Annotated in this window: 19 protein-coding genes and 2 tRNA genes; all 21 read left to right on the top strand. The window is 31.3% G+C overall.

Annotated elements, in window-relative coordinates:
* The first annotated feature begins 119 nt into the window (after positions 1-119).
* The 21 genes from DB723_RS01960 to mgtE all read left to right on the top strand — a co-directional run bounded on the left by DB723_RS01960 (position 120) and on the right by mgtE (position 21,574).
* Complete coding sequence (locus DB723_RS01960; RefSeq protein ID WP_151552107.1) at positions 120-1,151, top strand: hypothetical protein; 1,032 nt, start codon at positions 120-122, stop codon at positions 1,149-1,151.
* A 12-nt stretch (positions 1,152-1,163) separates the two neighbouring features.
* Positions 1,164-2,012 (top strand): hypothetical protein, encoded by an 849-nt coding sequence (locus DB723_RS01955; protein ID WP_151552105.1) that lies wholly within the window; start codon positions 1,164-1,166, stop codon positions 2,010-2,012.
* Between the two features lie 73 nt (positions 2,013-2,085).
* Positions 2,086-2,158, top strand: a tRNA-Thr gene (locus DB723_RS01950).
* 30 nt (positions 2,159-2,188) lie between these two features.
* A complete protein-coding gene (gene rpmG, locus DB723_RS01945; RefSeq protein WP_151552103.1) occupies positions 2,189-2,368 on the top strand; it encodes a 50S ribosomal protein L33 in 180 nt (59 codons plus the stop codon).
* Between the two features lie 8 nt (positions 2,369-2,376).
* Positions 2,377-2,449: transfer RNA gene (locus DB723_RS01940), tRNA-Trp, on the top strand.
* Positions 2,450-2,479: 30 nt separating this feature from the next.
* Positions 2,480-2,650 carry a preprotein translocase subunit SecE gene (secE, locus tag DB723_RS01935; RefSeq protein WP_151552101.1) on the top strand — a complete coding sequence of 57 codons (171 nt, stop codon included), beginning with the start codon at positions 2,480-2,482 and terminating at the stop codon, positions 2,648-2,650.
* A 23-nt stretch (positions 2,651-2,673) separates the two neighbouring features.
* On the top strand, positions 2,674-3,228 hold the full coding sequence (gene nusG / locus DB723_RS01930; RefSeq protein ID WP_151552099.1) for a transcription termination/antitermination protein NusG: 555 nt from the start codon (positions 2,674-2,676) through the stop codon (positions 3,226-3,228).
* A gap of 50 nt (positions 3,229-3,278) precedes the next feature.
* Positions 3,279-3,710 (top strand): 50S ribosomal protein L11, encoded by a 432-nt coding sequence (rplK, locus tag DB723_RS01925; RefSeq protein ID WP_151552097.1) that lies wholly within the window; start codon positions 3,279-3,281, stop codon positions 3,708-3,710.
* Positions 3,710-4,390 carry a 50S ribosomal protein L1 gene (rplA, locus tag DB723_RS01920; RefSeq protein ID WP_151552095.1) on the top strand — a complete coding sequence of 227 codons (681 nt, stop codon included), beginning with the start codon at positions 3,710-3,712 and terminating at the stop codon, positions 4,388-4,390. Before rplK ends, rplA begins: the two co-directional genes overlap by 1 nt.
* Positions 4,391-4,392: 2 nt before the next feature.
* Complete coding sequence (rplJ, locus tag DB723_RS01915; protein WP_151552093.1) at positions 4,393-4,881, top strand: 50S ribosomal protein L10; 489 nt, start codon at positions 4,393-4,395, stop codon at positions 4,879-4,881.
* A 71-nt stretch (positions 4,882-4,952) separates the two neighbouring features.
* A complete protein-coding gene (gene rplL / locus DB723_RS01910) occupies positions 4,953-5,324 on the top strand; it encodes a 50S ribosomal protein L7/L12 (protein WP_151552091.1) in 372 nt (123 codons plus the stop codon).
* Positions 5,325-5,406: 82 nt separating this feature from the next.
* Positions 5,407-8,874: a DNA-directed RNA polymerase subunit beta gene (gene rpoB / locus DB723_RS01905; protein WP_151552089.1), complete on the top strand. Its 3,468-nt coding sequence runs from the start codon at positions 5,407-5,409 to the stop codon at positions 8,872-8,874.
* Positions 8,875-8,889: 15 nt separating this feature from the next.
* Positions 8,890-13,023, top strand: a complete 4,134-nt coding sequence (gene rpoC, locus DB723_RS01900; RefSeq protein ID WP_151552087.1) for a DNA-directed RNA polymerase subunit beta' — start codon at positions 8,890-8,892, stop codon at positions 13,021-13,023.
* Positions 13,024-13,090: 67 nt separating this feature from the next.
* Positions 13,091-13,465 carry a 30S ribosomal protein S12 gene (gene rpsL / locus DB723_RS01895; protein WP_002656492.1) on the top strand — a complete coding sequence of 125 codons (375 nt, stop codon included), beginning with the start codon at positions 13,091-13,093 and terminating at the stop codon, positions 13,463-13,465.
* Between the two features lie 24 nt (positions 13,466-13,489).
* Positions 13,490-13,963 carry a 30S ribosomal protein S7 gene (rpsG, locus tag DB723_RS01890; RefSeq protein WP_151552085.1) on the top strand — a complete coding sequence of 158 codons (474 nt, stop codon included), beginning with the start codon at positions 13,490-13,492 and terminating at the stop codon, positions 13,961-13,963.
* Positions 13,964-14,065: 102 nt separating this feature from the next.
* Positions 14,066-15,091, top strand: a complete 1,026-nt coding sequence (gene bmpD, locus DB723_RS01885) for a nucleoside ABC transporter substrate-binding protein BmpD (protein WP_151552083.1) — start codon at positions 14,066-14,068, stop codon at positions 15,089-15,091.
* 301 nt (positions 15,092-15,392) lie between these two features.
* Positions 15,393-16,454 carry a nucleoside ABC transporter substrate-binding protein BmpC gene (gene bmpC, locus DB723_RS01880; RefSeq protein WP_151552081.1) on the top strand — a complete coding sequence of 354 codons (1,062 nt, stop codon included), beginning with the start codon at positions 15,393-15,395 and terminating at the stop codon, positions 16,452-16,454.
* A gap of 42 nt (positions 16,455-16,496) precedes the next feature.
* Complete coding sequence (gene bmpA / locus DB723_RS01875) at positions 16,497-17,516, top strand: nucleoside ABC transporter substrate-binding protein BmpA (RefSeq protein WP_151552079.1); 1,020 nt, start codon at positions 16,497-16,499, stop codon at positions 17,514-17,516.
* A gap of 77 nt (positions 17,517-17,593) precedes the next feature.
* A complete protein-coding gene (gene bmpB, locus DB723_RS01870) occupies positions 17,594-18,619 on the top strand; it encodes a nucleoside ABC transporter substrate-binding protein BmpB (protein ID WP_151552077.1) in 1,026 nt (341 codons plus the stop codon).
* Positions 18,620-18,731: 112 nt separating this feature from the next.
* The gene (locus tag DB723_RS01865; RefSeq protein ID WP_151552075.1) at positions 18,732-20,156 is read left to right on the top strand and encodes an MGH1-like glycoside hydrolase domain-containing protein; all 1,425 of its coding nucleotides are present in this window, start codon (positions 18,732-18,734) and stop codon (positions 20,154-20,156) included.
* A gap of 53 nt (positions 20,157-20,209) precedes the next feature.
* Positions 20,210-21,574 carry a magnesium transporter gene (gene mgtE / locus DB723_RS01860; RefSeq protein WP_151552073.1) on the top strand — a complete coding sequence of 455 codons (1,365 nt, stop codon included), beginning with the start codon at positions 20,210-20,212 and terminating at the stop codon, positions 21,572-21,574.
* Positions 21,575-21,622: the final 48 nt, after the last annotated feature.

Here is a 21,622-nt window from a genome sequence, read left to right as displayed (position 1 = left end):
TTGTTTTTTGTATTGGCATTAATATAAAATGTTGTCATGTCAGGTTATTATTTATAAAAATTCTGATAATTTTTTAAATTAAGATGTGTCTTTTGTTATGTATATTGTAAAATGTTTTTATGAAATTGTTTTCTGAAATTGCTAAGTTTATTTTGATTTTGCTGTTATTTGCCTCTTGTAAACAAAAACAAAGCGAGATTCAAAATCTTACTTATCTTTTAAAATCTTCTAATAAGAATAGATTAGATAAATTTCTTATTATTGATAGGGTTGCTAATATATATATTGCAAATAAAAATTATGCAAATGCCTTAGAAATTGTAAATAGTGGAATTATTGATGATGAATCTAGAGAATATTATCCTTTGTATCTTTATTTAATGGGCAATATTTATAATTCTATGGGAGAAGATTTTGTCGCTTTTAGTATTTACAAAAATGTTGTTGATGATTTTGATGATTATATTTATGAAAATTGCTCAGTGAAAACAAGAGCGGCCAAAAAGATTGTTAATTTAAATATTGATTCAATAGATAAAATTAATTATTATAAATTTATATTAAATACAGAGATTGATAATTTAAATAATGAGGAAAAGGGTAATTATTTTTATAATCTTGCACTAAGTTTAGAAGATATTCAAGATTACGATGAGTCTTATTTTTACTATAAAAAATTTCTTTCAATTCCAAGGGCACATTTAAAAATAGATTCTAGAGATTATTTTAATGTAGTTACAAAAATTAATTATTTTAATAATCCAGAATTTGCTGTTTATAGAAATTTAGGAGATTTAATCCAAGATGTTAAAAACTTTGTTCTTTCTGGAGATACTTCTAAATTGCTTAATATAAGAGATAAGAATAATTTTTTTATTCAAAGCTGGGATCAAAAGGGCGGAAAGAGTAATTCTATTAATACTAACAGCTTTTTAACCACGATGATTAGGCTTGGAGGGAGGAGAAAAAATGGGATACAATTTGCAAAGCAGCTTGAAGCAGATTCTAGTGATGATATATCTTATCTTGAATCAAGCGGTTGGGATCATATTCGGGAATGGTATTTTGTTTTTAAAAAAATTGTTTATCCTAAAGATCCAGAAATTAATAATGGCTGGACTTGGATAGGCGTTTATTTAGGTAAAAAATAATAGGAAGGAGATATGCATTTTCTTAAGTTTCTTTTAAATTATTTATTTCTACTTTATTCTAATGTTTCTATAATTAAAGATGATGTTACTGAGACAAGTGTGCACAGAATAATTGATTGGGATAGAAAGGTTATTTGTTTTGACATTGTTAAGGAAATTAATGAAAATGAATTTAGACCAGTAGGTTTAAATACAGCGTCTAAATTAATAGCAACCATTAATGATTTTAAAGATACTTTAATAAGAGAGTCTCTTTTTAAGATAATTATGGACTCTGAAAATACTTTTAAGAATTATTTTGATCTGAGTCCCAGCTTAATACTTAATTTTTCAGGCCCTAACAGCATTTTGAAAAGATCTTATATAAAATACTCAGAAGATTTAAGAAGTTTAACTGTTAGGTATGAACTTAGTCTTTTCCCAGATTTTATAAATTTATTTTTTTCGCATGAAGAGCCTTATAAGGCTTTTTATCCATTAGTAAATTCCGATGTTGATAAAACTGATTATACAGGGGTTGTGATTTATGTGGGTGAAGTTTACAATAATGATGTTGGTTCTAAAAAATTAGAAGATTCTTTTTTTATCAAAATTTATGATGAAAACATTAGACCATATTTTGATAAAAGAATGGTTTCTTCAGAGGCTTTAAAAAAATGGGGAATGCTTGAGTATAGTAATGATGTTTTTTACAAGAATAAAAGTAGAGTTGGACATCGTCCTTTAAAATTAGTTGCCAAAAGTATTTATGGTAAAAACAATACAGACATTATACTTGATGAGCATTCTATTAATAAATTGTTTTCAAATAGTAAAAATATTAAACTTTTGCAAGACGGAAAACTTGTTGTAATAAAATAAGAAAATTAAATTTGGTACTTGTTTTTTTGTAAACAATCAACTAAGATAGTAAAGAGTTTTATAAGGTATTGATGCCCTTATAGCTCAGTTGGTAGAGCACCACCATGGTAAGGTGGGGGTCGTCGGTTCAAGTCCGATTGAGGGCTTTTATTGTATTGGTAGTTAGGAGTTTTTGTATGGGTAAAAAGAAAGGAAAAGGAGCTGTTGAGCTCATATCTTTGATTTGTGAAGAGACAGGTCTTAGAAATTACACCACTACTAAGAATAGACGTAATAAGCAAGAGAAGTTAGAATTGATGAAGTATTGTCCAAAATTGAGGAAACATACTCTTCATAAGGAAGGAAAAATAAAATAATAAATAATAGGTCAGTAGTTCCAATGGTAGAACGACAGTCTCCAAAACTGTATGTTGGGGGTTCGAATCCCTCCTGACCTGTTATTAAAATTAAAGTGAGGCTTTTAATAAGTGTTTAAGTTTATCAAAGATAGTATCTTAGAGCTTAAAAAGGTAACGTGGCCTAAGTATAATGAAGTTGTTGGAAATGGAAAACAAGTTTTTTGGTTGGTATTATTTGTTTCAATTTTCTTGGGTGTAGTTGATTATCTTATGTTTCTTGTTGTAACTTATGTATTTTAGTTTTATTGTAAGAAGGATAAATTATGTCTAGAGCTTGGTATGTAGTTCAAACTTATTCTCAATATGAGAAAAAGATAGAGCAAGACATAAGACTTTTAATAAGCGAAGGGGTTTTTGGCAATGTAGTATTAGATGTTAAGGCTCCTATTGAAAAAGTAGAAGAGATAAGAAATGGCAAGAAAAGAATAAGAGAGAGAAAAATTTGGCCAGGCTATATTCTTATTGAGCTAGATCTTCCAGAAGTAGGTTGGAAAGATATTATTGCTAATATTATTAAAGTTCAAGGTGTTATTAATTTTGTAGGTGTTAATAAAGGGCAAAAGCCTATTCCTATTAATGATGAAGAAGTAAAAAGTGTTTTTATGCTTACTGGTGAGATTAAAGCGAATAAATCTATTTTTATGCTTTATGATTTTGAAGAAGGAGAAAGGGTTAGAATTAAAGGCGGGCCTTTTGATTCTTTTGAAGGGCTTATTAGTTCTATTGATTACGAAAGAAAGAAATTAAAAGTTGCAGTTCAAATTTTTGGAAGGTCAACACCCGTTGAAGTTGATTTCCAACACATAGAAAAGATTTAGAATTTATACTAATGGGAGCTTTTAAAGCGTTATTACCATGAGGAGTTTATATGGCAAAAAAAAAAGCAATTTCTTGGATTAAATTGCAGGTTCCGGCTGCCCAAGCAGCTCCAGGAGCTAAAATAGGTCAAGCGCTTGGACCACACGGAGTTAGTGGCCCTCAGTTTGTAAAGGAATTTAATGAGAGAACCGCAAAGATGGATCCCGGTATTGTGGTTCCTGTTATTATTACTGTTTATAGCGATAAGAGTTTTTCTTTTATTGTAAAGACCCCTCCAGCTTCGATTTTAATTAAAAAGGCTATTGGAATAGAATCAGGATCTAAAAAATCCAATACAGATAAAGTTGGAACTATATCAAAAGAAAAGCTGATGGAGATAGTAAGAATTAAAATGCCTGATTTAAACGCAAAATCAGAGTCAGCAGCGTTTAAAATTATTTCAGGAAGTGCGCGTTCAATGGGTGTTGAGGTGGAGAAATAATGTCAAAAAAGGGTAAAAAATATATTGCAGCTTTTTCCAAAGTAGATAAGAATAAATTTTACAGCATTGAAGATGCAATTTCACTGTTGAAAGAAATTAAATTTGTTAAATTTGATGAAACTATAGATGTATCTGTTAATCTTAATTTAAAAAAGAATCATACTGTTAGAGATACTATAGTTTTGCCAAATCAGTTCATGAAGCCAAAAAGAATACTTGTTTTTGCAAAAGGTGATCGAGCAGATGAAGCTAGAGCTTCTGGTGCGACTTATGTTGGAGATGAGGATCTTATAAATAAGATTAAGAATGGTTGGGATGAATTTGATATTGTTGTTGCAACTCCTGATATGATGAAGGATGTTGGAAAACTTGGTCCTATTTTGGGTAAAAAGGGCTTAATGCCTAATCCAAAAACTCAAACAGTCACAAATAATCTTAAGGATGCAATCAATAGTCTTAAAAAAGGCAGAACAGAATTTAGAGCAAATAAAAATGGTGTAATAAGCTTTTCTTTTGGTAAATCTTCTATGGATAATAAAAAGATAAAGGAAAATTATGAGGAATTTATCAAGGAAGTTGTTAAAAGAAGACCTAGTGACTTAAAGGGAGCCTTTATAGATAGTGTTTATATTTCATCTACTATGGGGCCTTCTATAAAAGTTAATTTTGTTTGGAGGTAACAATGAGTAAGAATATAAATTCTAAAAAGTTGGAAATGTTTGATTTATTGAAAAAGTTTGTAGATAACAAGCAAAATCTTTTTTTCTTAGATTATAGAGGTTTGAATGTGGCTCAGTTGACAGACCTTCGCAATAAAATAGAAGGTGAGCATGGATCTTTAAAAGTTGTTAAAAACAATATAATGAAGATGGTTTTAAAAGAAAAGAATATTAATATTATTGATTCTTGTTTGGTTGGCCCTACAGTTGTTGTTGCTGCATTAGAAGAGGCTAATGTAATAGCAAAAATTTTTTATGATTTTGTAAAAAGTAGTACTTTAAAAGTAAAGGGTGGTTTTGTTTTAGGAGAGTTTTATGATGAGCCCAAGGTTCAAGCTTATAGCAAACTTCCTACCAAAAAAGAGTCTATTTCTTTATTTGCTAGCGTGTTAAAAGCGCCAGTTTCTAAGCTTGCAAGAACATTGAAAGCTTTAGCTGATGCTAAAAATTAACATGACAGTGTTAGTCTTAAATTTTTAGGTGCGTGCTATCACTGTAAAATAAAAATGTATAAGGAGTTAATATGGCACTAAGTAAAGAAGATATTTTAACCTGGCTTGAGGGTGCAAAAACTATGGAAGTCGTAGACCTTGTTACAGCCATTGAGGAAAAGTTTGGAGTAACTGCTGCTGTTTCTGCTGTTGGGGTTGCTACTGCAACAGGGGCAACTGATTCTGAAGAACAAACCGAATTTGATGTAATTCTTATGTCTTTTGGTGACAGCAAGATAAATGTTATAAAAGAGGTTAGAGCTATTACAGGGCTTGGTCTTGGAGAAGCTAAGACTTTAGTTGAATCTGCCCCTAAAGCTATTAAAGAGGGTCTTTCTAAGTCAGATGCTGAGGAATTAAAAAAGAAACTTGAGGCAGTTGGCGCAAAAGTTGAAGTTAAATAAAAAATTAAAAATATATCAAAGTTGTTATTCCGCATGTCTTTATGATGTGCGGCTTGTTATGTCTTAAAAAAGGAGTCTTTTAATGATAAAAAGAGTTCATCTGGGACAAGGAAGAGCTGATGAGATTTTAGACTTACCTAACCTGATAGAAATACAATTAAATTCTTATGAAAAATTTTTACAACTTGATAAATTAAGAAATAAAAAACCTTTACTAAATGAAGGCCTTGAGTCTGTTTTTAGAAATATATTTCCCATCAAAAGTGGAAATGGTGATGTTGCCCTTGAGTATGAAAGATACTATATAGAAAACGATGCTCTTAATTTTACAGAAAAAGAATGTAAAAGAAAGGGGCAAAGTTATGAGGCTGTTTTAAAAGTAAGACTAAATTTGCAATTTTTGACTACTGGGGAAATAAGGCAAAAAGACGTTTACATGGGAACTATTCCTTTAATGACAGAAAGGGGTACTTTTATTATTAATGGAGCTGAGAGGGTTGTTGTTTCTCAAATCCATAGATCCCCAGGGGTTGTTTTTTATAAAGAAAAAGATTTGTATTCTGCTAGAATAATTCCTTATCGTGGTTCTTGGTTAGAATTTGAGATTGATTCTAAAAAAGATTATCTTTATGTAAAAATAGATAGAAAAAAAAGAATACTTATAACTCTTTTTTTAAGAGCCTTAGGGGTTAATACAAGAGAGAAAATAATAGAAACTTTTTACAACATTAAAAAGATTAAAGTTGAAGAAGGCACAAAAAGAGATCTTCCAGGTCAATATTTAGCCAAGAGTATTAACATAAGAGAGAATATGCATTATCGAGCAGGCGATAAGATTACTCTACAAGATGTTGAAGATTTTTTACAAAATGGAGTAAATGAAATAGAGCTTGTTGATTTTGATGGTTATGATGCTATTTCTGGAAAATATTTTGTAAGTTCAAATGTTATTTTAAATTGTCTTGAGAAAGAAGATGCTTTTTTTGCTTTAAAGGATGGTTCTAAGGAGCTTCCAAAAGAATCAGTTATGTTGGCTGTTTATGGTGCTCTTTTCCCTGGTGAACCAATATCGATTGATAATGCTGAAAACGATTTAAAAACTATATTCTTTTCCGAAAGAAGATATGATCTTGGGCGTGTTGGGCGCTATAAACTTTCTAAAAAATTTGGACTTGATGATTTAAGTACATCGGTTTTAACTATGGATGATATTGTTAATACCATAGCTCATCTTTTAAGGATATATGAAGGTCATGATATTCTTGATGATATTGACCATTTAGGAAATAGAAGAGTTCGTTCTGTTGGAGAACTTCTTACTAATATATATAAAGGTGCGATGTCAAGAGTTGAAAAAATTGCTAAAGATCGAATGTCTAATAAAGAAGTTTTTAATTTAAAGCCCCAAGAATTAATAAGCGTTAAGCCTATTGTATCTGCCGTTAAAGAATTTTTTGCAACCAGTCAGCTTTCACAGTTTATGGATCAGGTCAATCCTTTAGCTGAGCTTACTCACAAAAGGCGTCTTAATGCTCTTGGACCAGGAGGTCTTTCAAGAGATAGAGCAGGATTTGAGGTAAGAGACGTCCATTATACTCATTATGGCAGAATGTGCCCTATTGAAACTCCTGAAGGACCAAATATTGGACTTATTGTTTCTTTAGCTACTTATTCAAGGGTTAATGATTATGGTTTTTTGGAAACTCCTTATAGGAAGGTTGTTAATGGAGAAGTGACTGATCAATTAGAATATTTATCTGCTATTGACGAAGAGAAAAAGTGTATTGCTCAGGCTAATGCTGCTTTTAATTCTAGTGGGAGGTATCTTGAAGATTTAGTTTCTGTTAGAATTTCTGGTGATTATATTACAACAAGCCCTAAGAATATAGACTATATGGATGTTTCTCCTAGGCAGTTAATTTCAGTATCTTCAGCATTAATTCCTTTTCTTGAACACAATGATGCAAATAGAGCCCTTATGGGCTCTAATATGCAAAGACAAGCAGTACCTCTGCTTTTCCCCAAGCCACCTATTGTTGGTACAGGCATGGAAAGTGTTGTTGCAAAGGATTCAGGAGTGGTAGTTAAGGCCAAAAGAAGTGGAGAGGTTATTCTTGCAACAAGCAATAAAATAGTTGTTAAGCCTTTTGAATCAGAGAATGCTAAAGATTTTGACGAATATCATATTGTTAAGTATGAAAGGACAAATCAAGATACTTGTTTTAATCAGTCTGTTTTAGTTAAAGAAGGCCAAAAGGTTGAAAAGGGAGAGATAATAGCTGATGGACCTGCTACTAGATATGGAGAGCTTGCTCTTGGTAATAATTTGTTGCTAGGAGTTATCCCTTGGAATGGATTTAATTATGAGGATGCTATATTGATTTCTGATAGAATTGTAAAGGAAGATCTTTATACATCTATTCATATTAAAGAATTTAGTATAGAGGTAAGAGAAACTAAGCTAGGTCCTGAGAAGGTTACAGGAGATATACCAAATGTTAGCGAAAAGATACTAAACAAATTAGATGAAAATGGAATTATCCGGATCGGAACTTATGTGAAGCCCGGTGATATTTTGGTTGGCAAGGTTACTCCAAAGTCAGAAGGAGACATTACTCCTGAATTTAGGCTTTTAACTTCTATTTTTGGGGAAAAAGCAAAAGATGTTAAAAATAATTCGTTAAAAGTTCCCCATGGTACTGAAGGCACAGTTATTGATGTCCAAAGAATTACTAAAGAGGATGTTGGCAATCTTTCTCCTGGAGTTGAAGAGATCCTTAAAGTTTATGTTGCTAAAAAAAGGAAGCTTAAAGAGGGTGATAAAATGGCTGGAAGACATGGTAATAAGGGGGTTGTTGCAAAAATCCTTCCCGTTGAGGATATGCCTTATCTTGCAGATGGAACTCCTCTTGATATATGCTTAAATCCTTTGGGAGTTCCATCTAGAATGAATATTGGGCAGTTAATGGAATCACAATTAGGGCTTGCAGGTAAATATCTTGGTGAATCTTATAATGTCCCTGTTTTTGAATCTGCTACAAATGAACAAATTCAGGAAAAATTAAAAAAAGCTGGATTTAATCCAACTTCTAAAGAAATTTTATATGATGGTTATACAGGAGAGCCTTTTGAAAATGAAGTAATGGTTGGAGTGATTTATATGCTTAAATTGCACCACCTTGTTGATGATAAAATGCATGCAAGATCAACAGGGCCATATTCTCTTGTTTCTCAGCAGCCTCTTGGAGGAAAAGCTCAATTTGGTGGGCAAAGACTTGGAGAAATGGAGGTTTGGGCTCTTGAAGCTTATGGAGCGGCTAACACTCTTCAAGAACTTCTAACAGTTAAATCTGATGATATGTCAGGCAGGGTCAAGATATATGAGAATATAGTAAAGGGCATTCCTACCAATGTATCAGGGATTCCTGAGTCTTTTAATGTGCTAATGCAAGAGCTTAGAGGGCTTGGACTTGATTTGTCAATTTACGATGATAGTGGCAATCAGATTCCTTTGACAGAAAAAGAAGAAGAGTTGATTAATAAAAGCTAGGTTTTTGGAGTTTTTATGAAAGAGATAAAAGATTTTGAAAGAATAAAAATTAAAATAGCGTCTCCTGATCAAATTAGAAATTGGTCTTATGGAGAGGTTAAAAAGTCTGAAACTATTAATTATAGAACTTTGAGACCTGAGAAGGATGGGCTTTTTTGTGAAAGAATTTTTGGCACTACAAAGGAATGGGAATGTTATTGTGGTAAATTCAAATCAGTTAGATATAAGGGCATTATTTGTGATCGTTGTAATGTAGAAGTTACCCATTTTAAGGTGCGACGTGAAAGAATGGGCCATATTGAACTAGCAGCTCCAGTTGCTCATATTTGGTATTATAAATATATACCTTCTAGGATTGGTCTTTTGCTTGATATTACGGCATCTAGCTTAAATTCTATTCTTTATTATGAAAAATATGTAGTAATTGAGCCAGGTGATACTGATCTTAAAAAAATGCAACTTTTAAATGAAGATGAGTACATAGAGGCTAGAGAGCGATATGGTATGTCTTTTAATGCTTCAATGGGTGCTGAAGCTATTAAAACTCTTCTTGAGAATCTTGATCTTGATGAGCTTTCATCCAAGCTTAGGATTCAAATGATAGATAAAGATGATAAAACTGATAAAAAACTTTTAAGGCGTCTTGAAATTATTGAAAATTTTAAAATTTCTGGTAATAAGCCAGAATGGATGATTATGGAGGTTCTTCCTGTTATTCCCCCAGAGATTAGGCCAATGGTTCAGCTTGATGGCGGACGTTTTGCAACTTCTGATCTTAATGATCTTTATAGAAGGGTTATAAACAGGAATAATCGTTTAAGAAAGTTGCTTCTCCTTAATGCGCCAGAGATTATTGTAAGAAACGAAAAAAGAATGCTTCAAGAGTCAGTAGATTCTCTTTTTGACAATTCTCATAAAAGAAAGGTTGTCAAAGGGGCATCTAGTAGGCCGCTCAAGTCACTTTCAGATGCGTTAAAAGGTAAGCAGGGAAGATTTAGGCAAAATCTTCTTGGTAAAAGAGTAGATTATTCTGGGCGTTCTGTTATTGTTGTTGGGCCTGAATTAAAGTTACATCAATGTGGATTACCTGCAAAAATGGCTCTTGAACTGTTTAAACCTTTTGTGATAAGGAGACTAATTGAAAGTGAAGCTGTTTTTAATATTAAAAGAGCGAAGAATTTAATCGAACAAGAAGTTGATGAAGTTTGGCAAATTTTAGATATTGTTATTAAAGAGCATCCTATTCTTTTAAATAGGGCCCCTACTCTTCATAGACTTGGAATTCAAGCTTTTGAGCCTGTGTTAGTTGAAGGCAAGGCAATAAAATTACACCCTCTTGTTTGTCATGCATATAATGCTGATTTTGATGGTGATCAAATGGCAGTACATGTGCCACTTACTCCAGCAGCACAAGCTGAAAGTTGGGCCTTAATGCTTTCAACAAATAATCTTTTAAATCCTGCTAATGGACATCCTATTGTTTTCCCATCCCAAGATATTGTTTTGGGTCTATATTATTTAACGATGGAAAAAAAGAATGTTGTTGGAGAAGGTAAAAAGTTTTTAAACTTTAGTAATGTTATTCTTGCTATAAATAATAGGAGCTTAGATTACAATGCTTCTATTTATGTAAAAATTGATGGAGAGTACAGAAAAACTACAGCTGGTAGGGTTATATTTAATGAGGCTTTGCCCAATGGAATTGAATTTGTAAATAAAACGCTTAGTGATTTGGAGTTACAAATTTTAATATCAAAAGTTTATGTAGTGCATGGTTCTTCCACTGTAATTGAAATGCTTGACATTATTAAGGATCTTGGCTTTAGATATGCTACTAAGTTTGGATGCACAATTAGTATGAGTGATATTATTGTTCCTAAGGAAAAGAGAACTTATGTAGACAGGGCCAATAAAGAGATTGCTAAGATTCAAAATGATTATGCCAAAGGTGTTATTACTGGTGAAGAGCGTTATAATAATGTAGTTTCCGTTTGGTTAAAGACCAATGAAGAACTTACTAATAAGATGATGGAAATTTTAAAGAAGGATAGAGATGGATTTAATGTTATATATATGATGGCAGATTCTGGTGCTAGGGGTAGTAGAAATCAAATAAGGCAACTTGCTGGCATGAGAGGGTTGATGGCAAAAACCTCTGGAGATATTATCGAGCTTCCAATTATTTCTAACTTTAAAGAAGGTCTTTCTGTTATAGAGTTTTTCATATCTACAAATGGAGCTAGAAAGGGTTTAGCAGATACTGCTCTTAAGACAGCCGATGCTGGATATTTAACCAGAAGGTTGGTAGATATTGCTCAAGATGTTGTTGTTAGAATAGAAGATTGTGGGACTATAAACGGAATAAAAGTTGAAACTGTAAAAAATGGTGAAGAAATATTAGAATCTTTGAAAGAAAAAGCTGTTGGAAGTTATTCCATTGAAAGAATAAAAAATCCAATTACCGGCGAGATTGTTTTAGATGCAAATGAAGAAATCTCAGAAGCTAAAATAGAGTTATTAGAAAAAATTGGGATTGAAAAACTTGTGATTAGATCTGTTTTGACATGTGAAGCTGAGCATGGTGTTTGTCAAAAATGTTATGGTAGAGATTTTTCAAAGAACAAGCCTGTTAACATTGGTGAGGCTGTAGGAATAATTGCTGCTCAGTCCATAGGTCAACCCGGCACCCAATTAACCATGAGAACTTTTCATATTGGTGGAGTTGCTCAGGCTGGTAGTGAGGACGATAAAATATCTTTAAAAAATGCTTTTATACTTAATGGCATCGAAGGGTTTAATGTTAGGGTTGACAATGGAATTCTTTTCACAAGAAAAGGAACTTTGAAAATAATCAATGTTTTTTATGAGGAGAAGATTGAAAACATAAAAGAGATTAAAGTTTTAGATTCTCAAAGAGTAATAAAAGGAATCCCTTTGTTTGTTAATAAAGATGGGATAGAAATTTTTTCTTCTTACATTGGTTATGTTAAATTAAGAGACGACAAATTTTTCATAGTATCAGAAGAACAAGAAGTTATCTTGAAAGCTGGCACAAAGCTTGAAATAGAGATTGGTGATTATGTTGAATCGGGTAAAGTTATTGGTACATTTGATCCATTTGCAGAGCCTATTATTGCAGAAGTTAAAGGCAAGATTAAATTTAAGGATATTATTTTAGGAACTACTCTTAAAGAGGAAATAAATACTGAAACAGGCAATGTTGAGAAAAGAATTACAGATAATGTTTTTGAATCTCTTGATCCTAGAATTTTTATTATTGACAGTAGTGGGATGGAGATTGCATCTTATGTATTACCAGGTGATGCTTATCTTCAAGTTGAAGATGGTCAGAATATTAGCATAGGAGATGTAATCGCTAAGCTTTCTAAAGGCTCTGAAAAAACTCAAGATATTACGGGGGGATTGCCTCGTGTTAATGATCTTTTTGAAACAAGAATTCCTAAAAATTTAACTGAAATGGCTAAAGTAAGTGGAATTGTGCAATTTAAATCAATTCAAAAAGGTAAAAGACTTATTAATATTTTAGATGAGTATGGAGTCGAACATAAGCATTATATTCCAGCCGGCAAGCATCTTTTGGTTAGAGATGGAGATGTTGTTAAAGCAGGAGATATGCTTTGTGATGGCAGAATTAATCCTCATGATGTGCTTGAAATTTTAGGCGGGATTAGTTTGCAAGAGTTTTTGTTGGCAGAAATTCAGGATGTTTATCGAAAGCAAGGTGTTAGTATTAATGACAAGCATATTGGTGTGATAATTAAACAAATGATGAAAAAAGTTAAAATTGTAGCAGTTGGTGATACCAATTTTGTTTATGGACAAAAGGTGGATAAGCATACTTTTTATGAGCAAAATAGAAAAGTAATAGAACAAGGTGGTGAGCCGGCAATAGCAAGTCCAATTCTTATAGGAGTAACTAAGACTTCTCTTAATATAGATTCTTTTATTTCTGCAGCTTCTTTCCAAGAAACAACGAAAGTATTAACCGATGCTTCTATTGCTGGGAAAATAGATGACCTTAGAGGATTAAAAGAAAATGTTGTAATTGGGCATTTAATTCCTACTGGAACTGGTATGGGGCTTTATAAAAAAATTAAAGTTAGTGAGAATATAGATTCTGAAGTTTAGCTTGAAAATAAGCTATATATTTGTTACCATTTTATTAATAATTTCAAGAAAAGGAGAGCGTTGATAAATGCCTACAATTAATCAGTTAATTAGAAAGCCTAGAAAAAGTCAAACGGAGAAGACCGCATCTCCTGCGCTTCAAAATTGTCCTCAAAGAAGAGGAATTTGTACACGTGTAATGACTGTAACTCCTAAAAAACCTAATTCAGCTTTAAGAAAAGTAGCTCGTGTTAGACTTTCAAATGGATTTGAAGTAACAGCATATATTCCAGGGATTGGTCATAATTTACAAGAACACTCTGTAGTTCTGATTAGAGGTGGTCGAGTTAAGGATTTGCCTGGAGTAAGATACCACATTGTTCGAGGAGCTAAGGATACTCTTGGTGTTAATAATAGAAAAAAGGGTAGATCTAAGTATGGAACAAAAAAACCTAAAGCTTAACTAAAAGGTGGATTAATATTAAATATGTCAAGAAAAAATAAAAAAATCAAAAAGAAAATTTTTATTGATACAAGATATAATTCTAGAGTTGTTGCAAAATTTGTAAACAGAATGATGTATGATGGAAAAAAATCAATAAGCGAGAGCATACTTTATAGTTCGATTGATTTGCTTGCTGATAAGCTTGAAGATAGTGATAAGATGGCTGTTTTTTATAAAGCTTTAGATAATATTAAGCCATTAGTAGAAGTAAGAAGTAGGCGAGTGGGTGGTGCTACATATCAAGTTCCTGTTGAAGTTAGAGAAGAGAGAAGAGAGGCTTTGGCTATGAAGTGGATTATTTCTGCTGCCAGAAAGTCTAGTGGCAGGTCTATGAAGGAGAAGTTGTCAAATGAACTTTTAAATGCGTATAATTCTACTGGGGCCGCTTTTAAAAAGAAAGAAGATACTCATAGAATGGCTGAAGCAAATAAAGCTTTTACTCATTATAGATGGTAAAAAGACACCTTTTTTTAAGGTGTCTTTTTTTGTTTATGTTTTGTGATATCATAAGGACTATTTTTTAGTATTTATTTTATTAAAATTAAGGAGGGTATTTTTGTGTTAAAGAAAATTTATTATTTTATTATTTTTTTATTTATTGTTGCTTGCTCTGGCTCTAATGATGGTAAGTCAGAGACAAAAACAGTTTCACTTATAGTTGATGGTGTTTTTGATGATAAAGGATTTAATGAAAGTTCTTCTAAGGCGATAAGAAAATTAAAGGCAGATTTAAATATAAATATAATTGAAAAAGCATCTATGGGTAATTCTTATTTGGGAGATATTACAAACTTAGAAGATGGTAATTCAAATTTGATTTGGGGCGTTGGATTTAAATTTTCAGATATTCTTTTGCAAAGAGCCAGAGAGAATGCTTCTGTTAATTATGCAATCATAGAAGGGGTTTATAATGAAATTGAAATACCCAAGAATCTTCTTAATGTTGATTTTAGATCCGAAGAAGTAGCTTTTTTAGCAGGATATTTTGCTTCAAAGGCTTCTAAAACAGGTAAGATCGGATTTATTGGAGGAGTAAAGGGAAAGGTTTTAGAATCTTTTATGTATGGATACGAAGCTGGTGCTAAGTATGCAAATTCCAACATTAAAGTTGTCTCTCAATATGTTGGTACATTTAGTGACTTTGGGCTTGGCCGCTCAACAGGATCTAATATGTATCGAGATGGTGTTGATGTTATATTTGCAGCTGCAGGACTTTCTGGCATAGGAGTAATTGAGGCTGCAAAAGAATTAGGGCCTGATCATTATATTATTGGAGTTGATCAGGATCAAGCATATCTTGCTCCCAATAATGTTCTTGTTTCTGCTGTAAAGAAAGTTGATTCATTGATGTATAGTTTAACAAATAAGTATTTAGAAACTGGAGTTTGGGATGGGGGCAAGTCCATTTTATTTGGGCTTAAAGAAGATGGGCTTGGTTTGATTTTAAATGAAAACTTAAAATCAAACCATTCTGAGGTTTATGATAAATCATTGAAAATTGGGCAAAGCATAATTAATGGTGTAATAAAAGTGCCTTATGATAAGGTATCTTATGATAACTTCGTTTTGCAAATAGCAGAGTAACTTAATTTGTATAGAGTTGGGTTGTTAAAAATCTTTTTAGTTTTTTAAAAAAATTTAGAGGGTCTTTTAATTATTGCAATTAAATTTTCAATTAATCTTGCAAAAGGATTTAAATTTGGATATTATGGTGGGGTAGGAAAGATGATTTTTCCTACTACCATGTTTTATTAATATTAAAAGTGTTGTTTATTTTTAAAAGGGTTATTGAAATTTTTCTTTTATAAATAAAGTATGCTGTTTGTTAGTAAAATAGAGTTAATATTTTAATTTTTAAAAAAATTTTATAAGGAGAGGATTAATTTTGTTTAAAAGGTTTATTTTTATTGCTTTATCTTTATTAGTATTGGCTTGTTTTAAATCTAATAACAAGTCTATTAAATCTGACAAACTTGTTGTTGGTGTTTTAGCTAATGGTAGCTTTTATGATAAAGGCTATAATCAAAGCGTTCATGATGGCGTTGTAAAACTTAGAGATGATTTTGGAATAAAACTTATAACTAAATCTTTAAGGCCTTATCCTATTCCGGGCAAAAGACTTCTTACTGTTGATGAGGCAATGAATGAGGATGCTTGTGATATTCAAAAAAATCCTTTAAAGCTTTTTTGGTTGATTGGATACCAATTTTCAAGTTTATCGGTTAAGCTTTCGCATGAGCATCCAGATATTTTTTATGGAATTATAGATGCTTTTGATTATGGCGATATTCAGGTTCCTAAGAATTCCTTGGCTATTAAGTTTAGAAATGAAGAGGTTGCATTTTTAGCTGGGTATATTGCAGCTAAGATGAGTAGAAAGGAAAAGATTGGATTTTTAACAGGTCCTATAAGTGAACATTTAAATGATTTTAAGTTTGGTTTTAAGGCCGGAATTTTTTATGCTAATCCCAAATTAAGATTAATTTCAAAAAAAGCACCTTCTCTTTTTGATAAAGAGAAAGGCAAAAAAATGGCTCGGTTCATGTATAAAGAAGATAAAGTGGGTGTTATTTTCCCAATAGCTGGTATAACTGGCCTTGGAGTTTATGATGCTGCTAAGGAACTTGGTTCTAAATATTATGTTATTGGTTTAAACCAGGATCAATCATATATTGCACCTCAAAATGTTATTACTTCCATACTTAAGGATATTGGCAATGTTATTTATTCTGTTTCATCAGATTATATTAGAAATGGAGTTTTTAAGGGTGGAGTTGTTATTGATAGAGGGTTAAAAGAAGGAGTAATAGAAATTGTTAAGGATCCCGATGTTTTAAGTGAGAGGCTAGTTGATGAAGTTATTAATCTGGAAAATAAAATAATAAATGGAGAAATTATTGTTCCTGATAGTGAATATGCATTTGATTTATTTAAATCAAAGTTATAAACTACTTAGGTATAGCTTTATTTCAAAAAGGGGGAATAGTTTATGAATAAATTATTGTTGTTGATTTTGTTTGAAAGTGTTATTTTTTTAGCTTGTAGTGGTAAGGGTAGTCTTGAGAGTGGAATTCCCAAGTTATCTTTAATGATTGATGGAACTTTTGATGATAAATCTTTTAATGAGAGTGCTTTAAATGGCATAAAAAAAGTTAAAGAAGAATTTAAGATTGAGCTTATTTTAAAAGAGTCTTCAGCAAATTCTTATTTATCTGATCTTGAAGGGCTTAAAGATGCGAGTTCAGATTTAATTTGGCTTATTGGGTATAGATTTAGTGATGTGGCCAAGGCTGTTTCTTTGCAAAATCCCGAGGTAAAATATGCAATTATTGATCCTGTGTATTCTAACGAGCCTATTCCTTCAAATTTAGTAGGCATGACTTTTAGAGCCCAAGAAGGTGCATTTTTGACGGGCTATATTGCTGCAAAAGTTTCTAAAACAGGTAAAATTGGATTTTTAGGGGGAATAGAGGGTGAGATAGTAGATGCTTTCAGGTATGGGTATGAAGCTGGCGCTAAATATGCCAATAAGGATATAAATATATTTTCTCAGTATATTGGTAGTTTTGTTGACATTGAAGCTGGTAGAAGTGTTGCAACTAAAATGTATTCTGATGGGATAGATGTTATTCATCATGCTGCGGGTCTTGGAGGCATTGGAGCTATTGAGGTTGCAAAAGAACTTGGTTCTGGGCATTACATTATTGGAGTTGATGAGGATCAATCATATCTTGCTCCCGATAATATTATCACATCTACAACTAAAGATGTTGGCAGATCTTTAAATATTTTTACATCTAACTATTTAAAAACCAATACTTTCGAAGGTGGGAAGTTAATAAACTATGGCCTTAAAGAAGGAGTTGTGGGGTTTGTAAGAAATCCTAAGATGATACCCTTTGAACTTGAAAAAGAAATCGATAACCTTTCTAGCAAAATAATCAATAAAGAAGTTGTTGTTCCATATAATAAAGAAAGTTATATAAAATTTCTTAAAGAATTTATTTAAATAAAGAATTAATTTATATTTTTAAGTATAAAAACATATTGTTTTTGTTTAAATGATGAAAATGGAGAAGCGTTTTAATGAGGATTGTAATTTTTATATTTGGTATTTTGTTTATTTCTTGTTTGAGTAAAAATGGAATAGAATCTGAGTCAAGTAAAATGAAGATATCTATGTTGGTAGATGGAGTTCTTGATGACAAATCTTTTAATTCTAGTGCAAATAATGCTTTATTGCGTTTAAAAAAAGATTTTCCAGAAAATATTGAAGAAGTTTTTTCTAGTGCTGTTTCTGGGGTTTATTCTAGTTATGTTTCAGATCTTGATAATTTGAAGATGAATGGCTCAGGCTTGATTTGGCTTGTAGGGTATAGGCTTACGGACGCTTCTTTATCTGTTTCATTAGAAAATCCAAAAATTAACTATGGAATAATAGATCCTATTTATGGCGATGATGTCAGGATTCCTAAAAATCTGATAGGTGTTGTTTTTAAAATAGAACAAGGTGCTTTTTTGGCTGGCTATGTTGCAGCTAAAAAAAGTGTTTCTGGCAAAATAGGTTTTATAGGGGGAATTAAGGGCGAAATAGTAGATGCATTTCGTTATGGATATGAAGCTGGCGCAAAGTATGCTAATAAAGGCATAGAGATTTTAAGTGAATATTCTAATTCTTTTTCTGATGTTGAAATTGGTAGAGTAGTGGCTAATAAACTATATTCTAAAGGGGTTGATGTAATTCATTTTGCAGCTGGTTTAGCAGGGGTTGGTGTTATTGAAGCAGCAAAAGAGCTTGGAGATGGTTATTATGTTATTGGAGCTGATCAGGATCAGTCTCATCTTGCTCCTAAAAATTTTATTACTGCTGTTATAAAAAACGTTGGCGATGCGTTGTATTTGATTACTAGCGAATATCTTAAAAATAATAATACTTGGGAAGGTGGAAAAATTGTTCAAATGGGATTAAGAGACGGTGTTGTTGGCTTATCTAATGCTAACAAATTTGACTACATAAAAGTACTTGAAAGGAAAATAATAAGCGGAGAAATTATTGTTCCTCATAATAAGGAAGAATATGAAATTTTTCTAAAACAAATATTAAAGTTATAGACTTATCAAATAAAAAGATTTTAATTTTCTAGTTTTTAATTTTTAAATTATGTTATGTTTATTGTGTTATAATAAATAGAAGTACATTTCTATTATTTTAGAGGATTTAGCATTGAATAAAAAGATGTTTCCCAAAATTTACTATTATGACCAAGACTTTATTGACATTTATAATAAAAGTCTATCTTGGATTCAAGATAAGGTTATTTTACAGAAAGTTGCTGATAAGAGTAAAAAAGATAAAAATTATTATTCGGAGAATTGTAATTATATAGATCAGATGCAAGCTTGTATTTCAAGCTTTTTTCTTGTCTATAGTAATGGGGAATATTCATCTACATCTGCAATTGATAAATTTTATCAATTGCAGGAAGAATCTGGTGCAATTAGAGCTAGATATGATAATAACAATGCTATTATTGATCTTGATGGAAATGAAGAGAATATTGGATTTCCAATTTTTGCATGGGCTGAATATAATTTATATCATAAAACAGGAAATAAAAAAAGAATTTCTGAAGTTTTACCAATTCTTGATAAGTATTATAAGTGGATAGAGAGCAAATTTTTAAAAGAAAATGGTCTTTATTCAATTGATGTAAATAAAGTTTTTTATAAAAATTCCCCAAGGACAGATGCATACTATCCTATAGATTTTAATTCACTACAAGTTCATAGTGCATATTGTATTTCTAAATTAGCAGATATTTTGAATGATAAAAATTTATCACTAGAATATAAAAAACGATTTTTTTCTCTTAAGGTTAAAATCAATTCTTTAATGTGGAGCGAAAAGGATGGATTTTATTATGATCTTGATGTTAATGAAAATATTATTGAAATTAAAACAATAGTGGGCTTTTTCCCAATGCTTTCTGAGATTCCCAGTGAAGACAGAATAGAAAGAATGATTTTTTATTTAAAAAGTACTAAGCATTTTGGGACTCCAAATCCTTTTCCAACGCTTTCTGTTAGTGAGCCAGGTTTTAGTGAGGATGGTAATGGATATTATGGCTCAGTTTATACTTATATGAATTTTTTTGTGATCAAAGGCCTTGAATATTGTGGTCGTGCAAATATTGCAAGAGAATTTACTATAAGACATCTATATTATATATTAGACACTTTAATGCCTTTTAATAAAATTAAGGGGCACATTTGGGAAGCTTATAAACCCATGCAAGAAGGTCCTGCATATTTTGATTCCAATAAAAAAATTTATACCGAGAAAGATCTTATTTGCTATCTTTCTCTTTTTAGTATTAGCTTGATGATAGAAAATATTATTGGACTTACAATTAGCTTGCCCGATAAAACTGTGTATTGGAACATACCTACTCTTGAGATTATGGGAATTGAAAGCCTATCTCTTAAAAAGAATCAAACCACAATAATTTGCAATAAAGGGAAAAGAGGTTGGGAAATAAAAATGGAATCTGAAAAACTTTATTATTTTACAATAAATATATTAAATAAAAAAGAAAAAACCCTTCCTATTCCTTCGGGAAGATGTTCTATGTTATTGGATAAGCTTTGATGAATTAGATTCATTAAATGTCTTGTAAAATTTAAATTTTTGGAGGCCTTTTAATGATAGATATTGATGAATTGAGAATTTTTCTTAAAGAAAAAAGTTATTCTAAAATTAAAGAAAAATTTTTAAAGCACGATTCCTTTGATATTGCTGAGGCTCTTAAAAGGCTTAATGGCTCTGAATTGATCTTACTTTACAGGTTTTTGCCTAAAAAAATAGCAGTCGAAACTTTTTCTAATTTTGATCAATCTACAAAAAACAAATTAGCAAATTCTTTTACAAATAAAGAAATAAGTGAAATGATTGATGAGTTAAATCTTGATGATGTTATTGATCTTTTAGAAGAAGTTCCCGCAAATGTTGTTCAGAGATTTTTAGCAAGTTCTACAGAAGAGAATAGAGAAATTATTAATAAATTTTTGTCTTACAGTGATGATTCTGCAGGTTCAATTGTAACAATTGAGTATGTTGAGCTTAAAGAAGATTTCACCGTTGGTCAAGCTCTTGACTACATTAGAAGAGTAGCTAAAACCAAAGAAGATATTTACACTTATTATATTACAGATTATGAAAAGCATTTAAAAGGAGTTATAAAAATTGAGGATTTAATATTAGCTAAAGATGATGTTATTCTCTCATCAATCATGAGAGGCACTGGATTTCATATTGTTAGGGTCAATGATGAGAAAGAGGATGTTGCACTTCTTTTCCAAAAATATGATATTACTAGTGTTCCTGTTGTTGATAATGAAGGTAGAATGATAGGAGTTATTATTATTGATGATATTTTAGAAGTTATTCAATCTGTAAATACTGAAGATTTTCAAATGATTGCAGCTGTTAAGCCCTTAGATACATCTTATCTTGATACTTCTATTTTAGTTATGACAAAAAATAGGATAATTTGGCTTTTAGTTCTTATGATTTCTTCTACTTTTACAGCTACAATCATTTCAAATTATCAAAATTTAATGCTGTCTTTAGTAGTTTTGGCTAGTTTTATTCCCCTTTTAATGGATACTTCAGGCAATGCTGGTTCTCAGGCATCTGCGCTAATAATTCGTGAGCTTGCTCTTGGCACTGTTAAGGTAAAAGATTTTTTTAAAGTTCTTTTAAAAGAGATATGTGTTAGTATTTTAGTAGGGGTAATTCTTGCCAGTGTTAATTTTTTAAGAATTATATTTTTCATAGCTCCACAACATTCTGATAGACTTAAAATAGCTTTTGTAGTTTCATCTTGCTTAATGGTAAGCTTGACAGTAGCAAAGATATTGGGAGGTCTTTTGCCTATTGTTGCTAAAATTTTTAAGTTGGATCCAGCACTTATGGCAGGGCCTTTAATAACTACGATTGCAGATGCGATTACCTTGATAGCATATTTTAATATAGCAAAATGGGTTTTGGTTAGTTATGCTGTTTAAATTTCATTTAAATATTTTAATTGTTATTTTTCTATAATAGGACATTTT

The organism is Borrelia maritima (genome assembly GCF_008931845.1).
GTDB classification, from domain to species: domain Bacteria; phylum Spirochaetota; class Spirochaetia; order Borreliales; family Borreliaceae; genus Borreliella; species Borreliella maritima.
This window is presented reverse-complemented; position numbering and strand designations above follow the sequence as displayed.

Excerpts from the sequence above, each read along its gene's own strand:
- DB723_RS01960 (WP_151552107.1), top strand. The coding sequence starts at position 120 with ATGAAATTGTTTTCTGAAATTGCTAAGTTTATTTTGATTTTGCTGTTA.
- DB723_RS01955 (WP_151552105.1), top strand. The coding sequence starts at position 1,164 with ATGCATTTTCTTAAGTTTCTTTTAAATTATTTATTTCTACTTTATTCT.
- rpmG (WP_151552103.1), top strand. The coding sequence starts at position 2,189 with ATGGGTAAAAAGAAAGGAAAAGGAGCTGTTGAGCTCATATCTTTGATT.
- nusG (WP_151552099.1), top strand. The coding sequence starts at position 2,674 with ATGTCTAGAGCTTGGTATGTAGTTCAAACTTATTCTCAATATGAGAAA.
- rplK (WP_151552097.1), top strand. The coding sequence starts at position 3,279 with ATGGCAAAAAAAAAAGCAATTTCTTGGATTAAATTGCAGGTTCCGGCT.
- rplA (WP_151552095.1), top strand. The coding sequence starts at position 3,710 with ATGTCAAAAAAGGGTAAAAAATATATTGCAGCTTTTTCCAAAGTAGAT.
- rplJ (WP_151552093.1), top strand. The coding sequence starts at position 4,393 with ATGAGTAAGAATATAAATTCTAAAAAGTTGGAAATGTTTGATTTATTG.
- rplL (WP_151552091.1), top strand. The coding sequence starts at position 4,953 with ATGGCACTAAGTAAAGAAGATATTTTAACCTGGCTTGAGGGTGCAAAA.
- rpoB (WP_151552089.1), top strand. The coding sequence starts at position 5,407 with ATGATAAAAAGAGTTCATCTGGGACAAGGAAGAGCTGATGAGATTTTA.
- rpoC (WP_151552087.1), top strand. The coding sequence starts at position 8,890 with ATGAAAGAGATAAAAGATTTTGAAAGAATAAAAATTAAAATAGCGTCT.
- rpsL (WP_002656492.1), top strand. The coding sequence starts at position 13,091 with ATGCCTACAATTAATCAGTTAATTAGAAAGCCTAGAAAAAGTCAAACG.
- rpsG (WP_151552085.1), top strand. The coding sequence starts at position 13,490 with ATGTCAAGAAAAAATAAAAAAATCAAAAAGAAAATTTTTATTGATACA.
- bmpA (WP_151552079.1), top strand. The coding sequence starts at position 16,497 with ATGAATAAATTATTGTTGTTGATTTTGTTTGAAAGTGTTATTTTTTTA.
- bmpB (WP_151552077.1), top strand. The coding sequence starts at position 17,594 with ATGAGGATTGTAATTTTTATATTTGGTATTTTGTTTATTTCTTGTTTG.
- mgtE (WP_151552073.1), top strand. The coding sequence starts at position 20,210 with ATGATAGATATTGATGAATTGAGAATTTTTCTTAAAGAAAAAAGTTAT.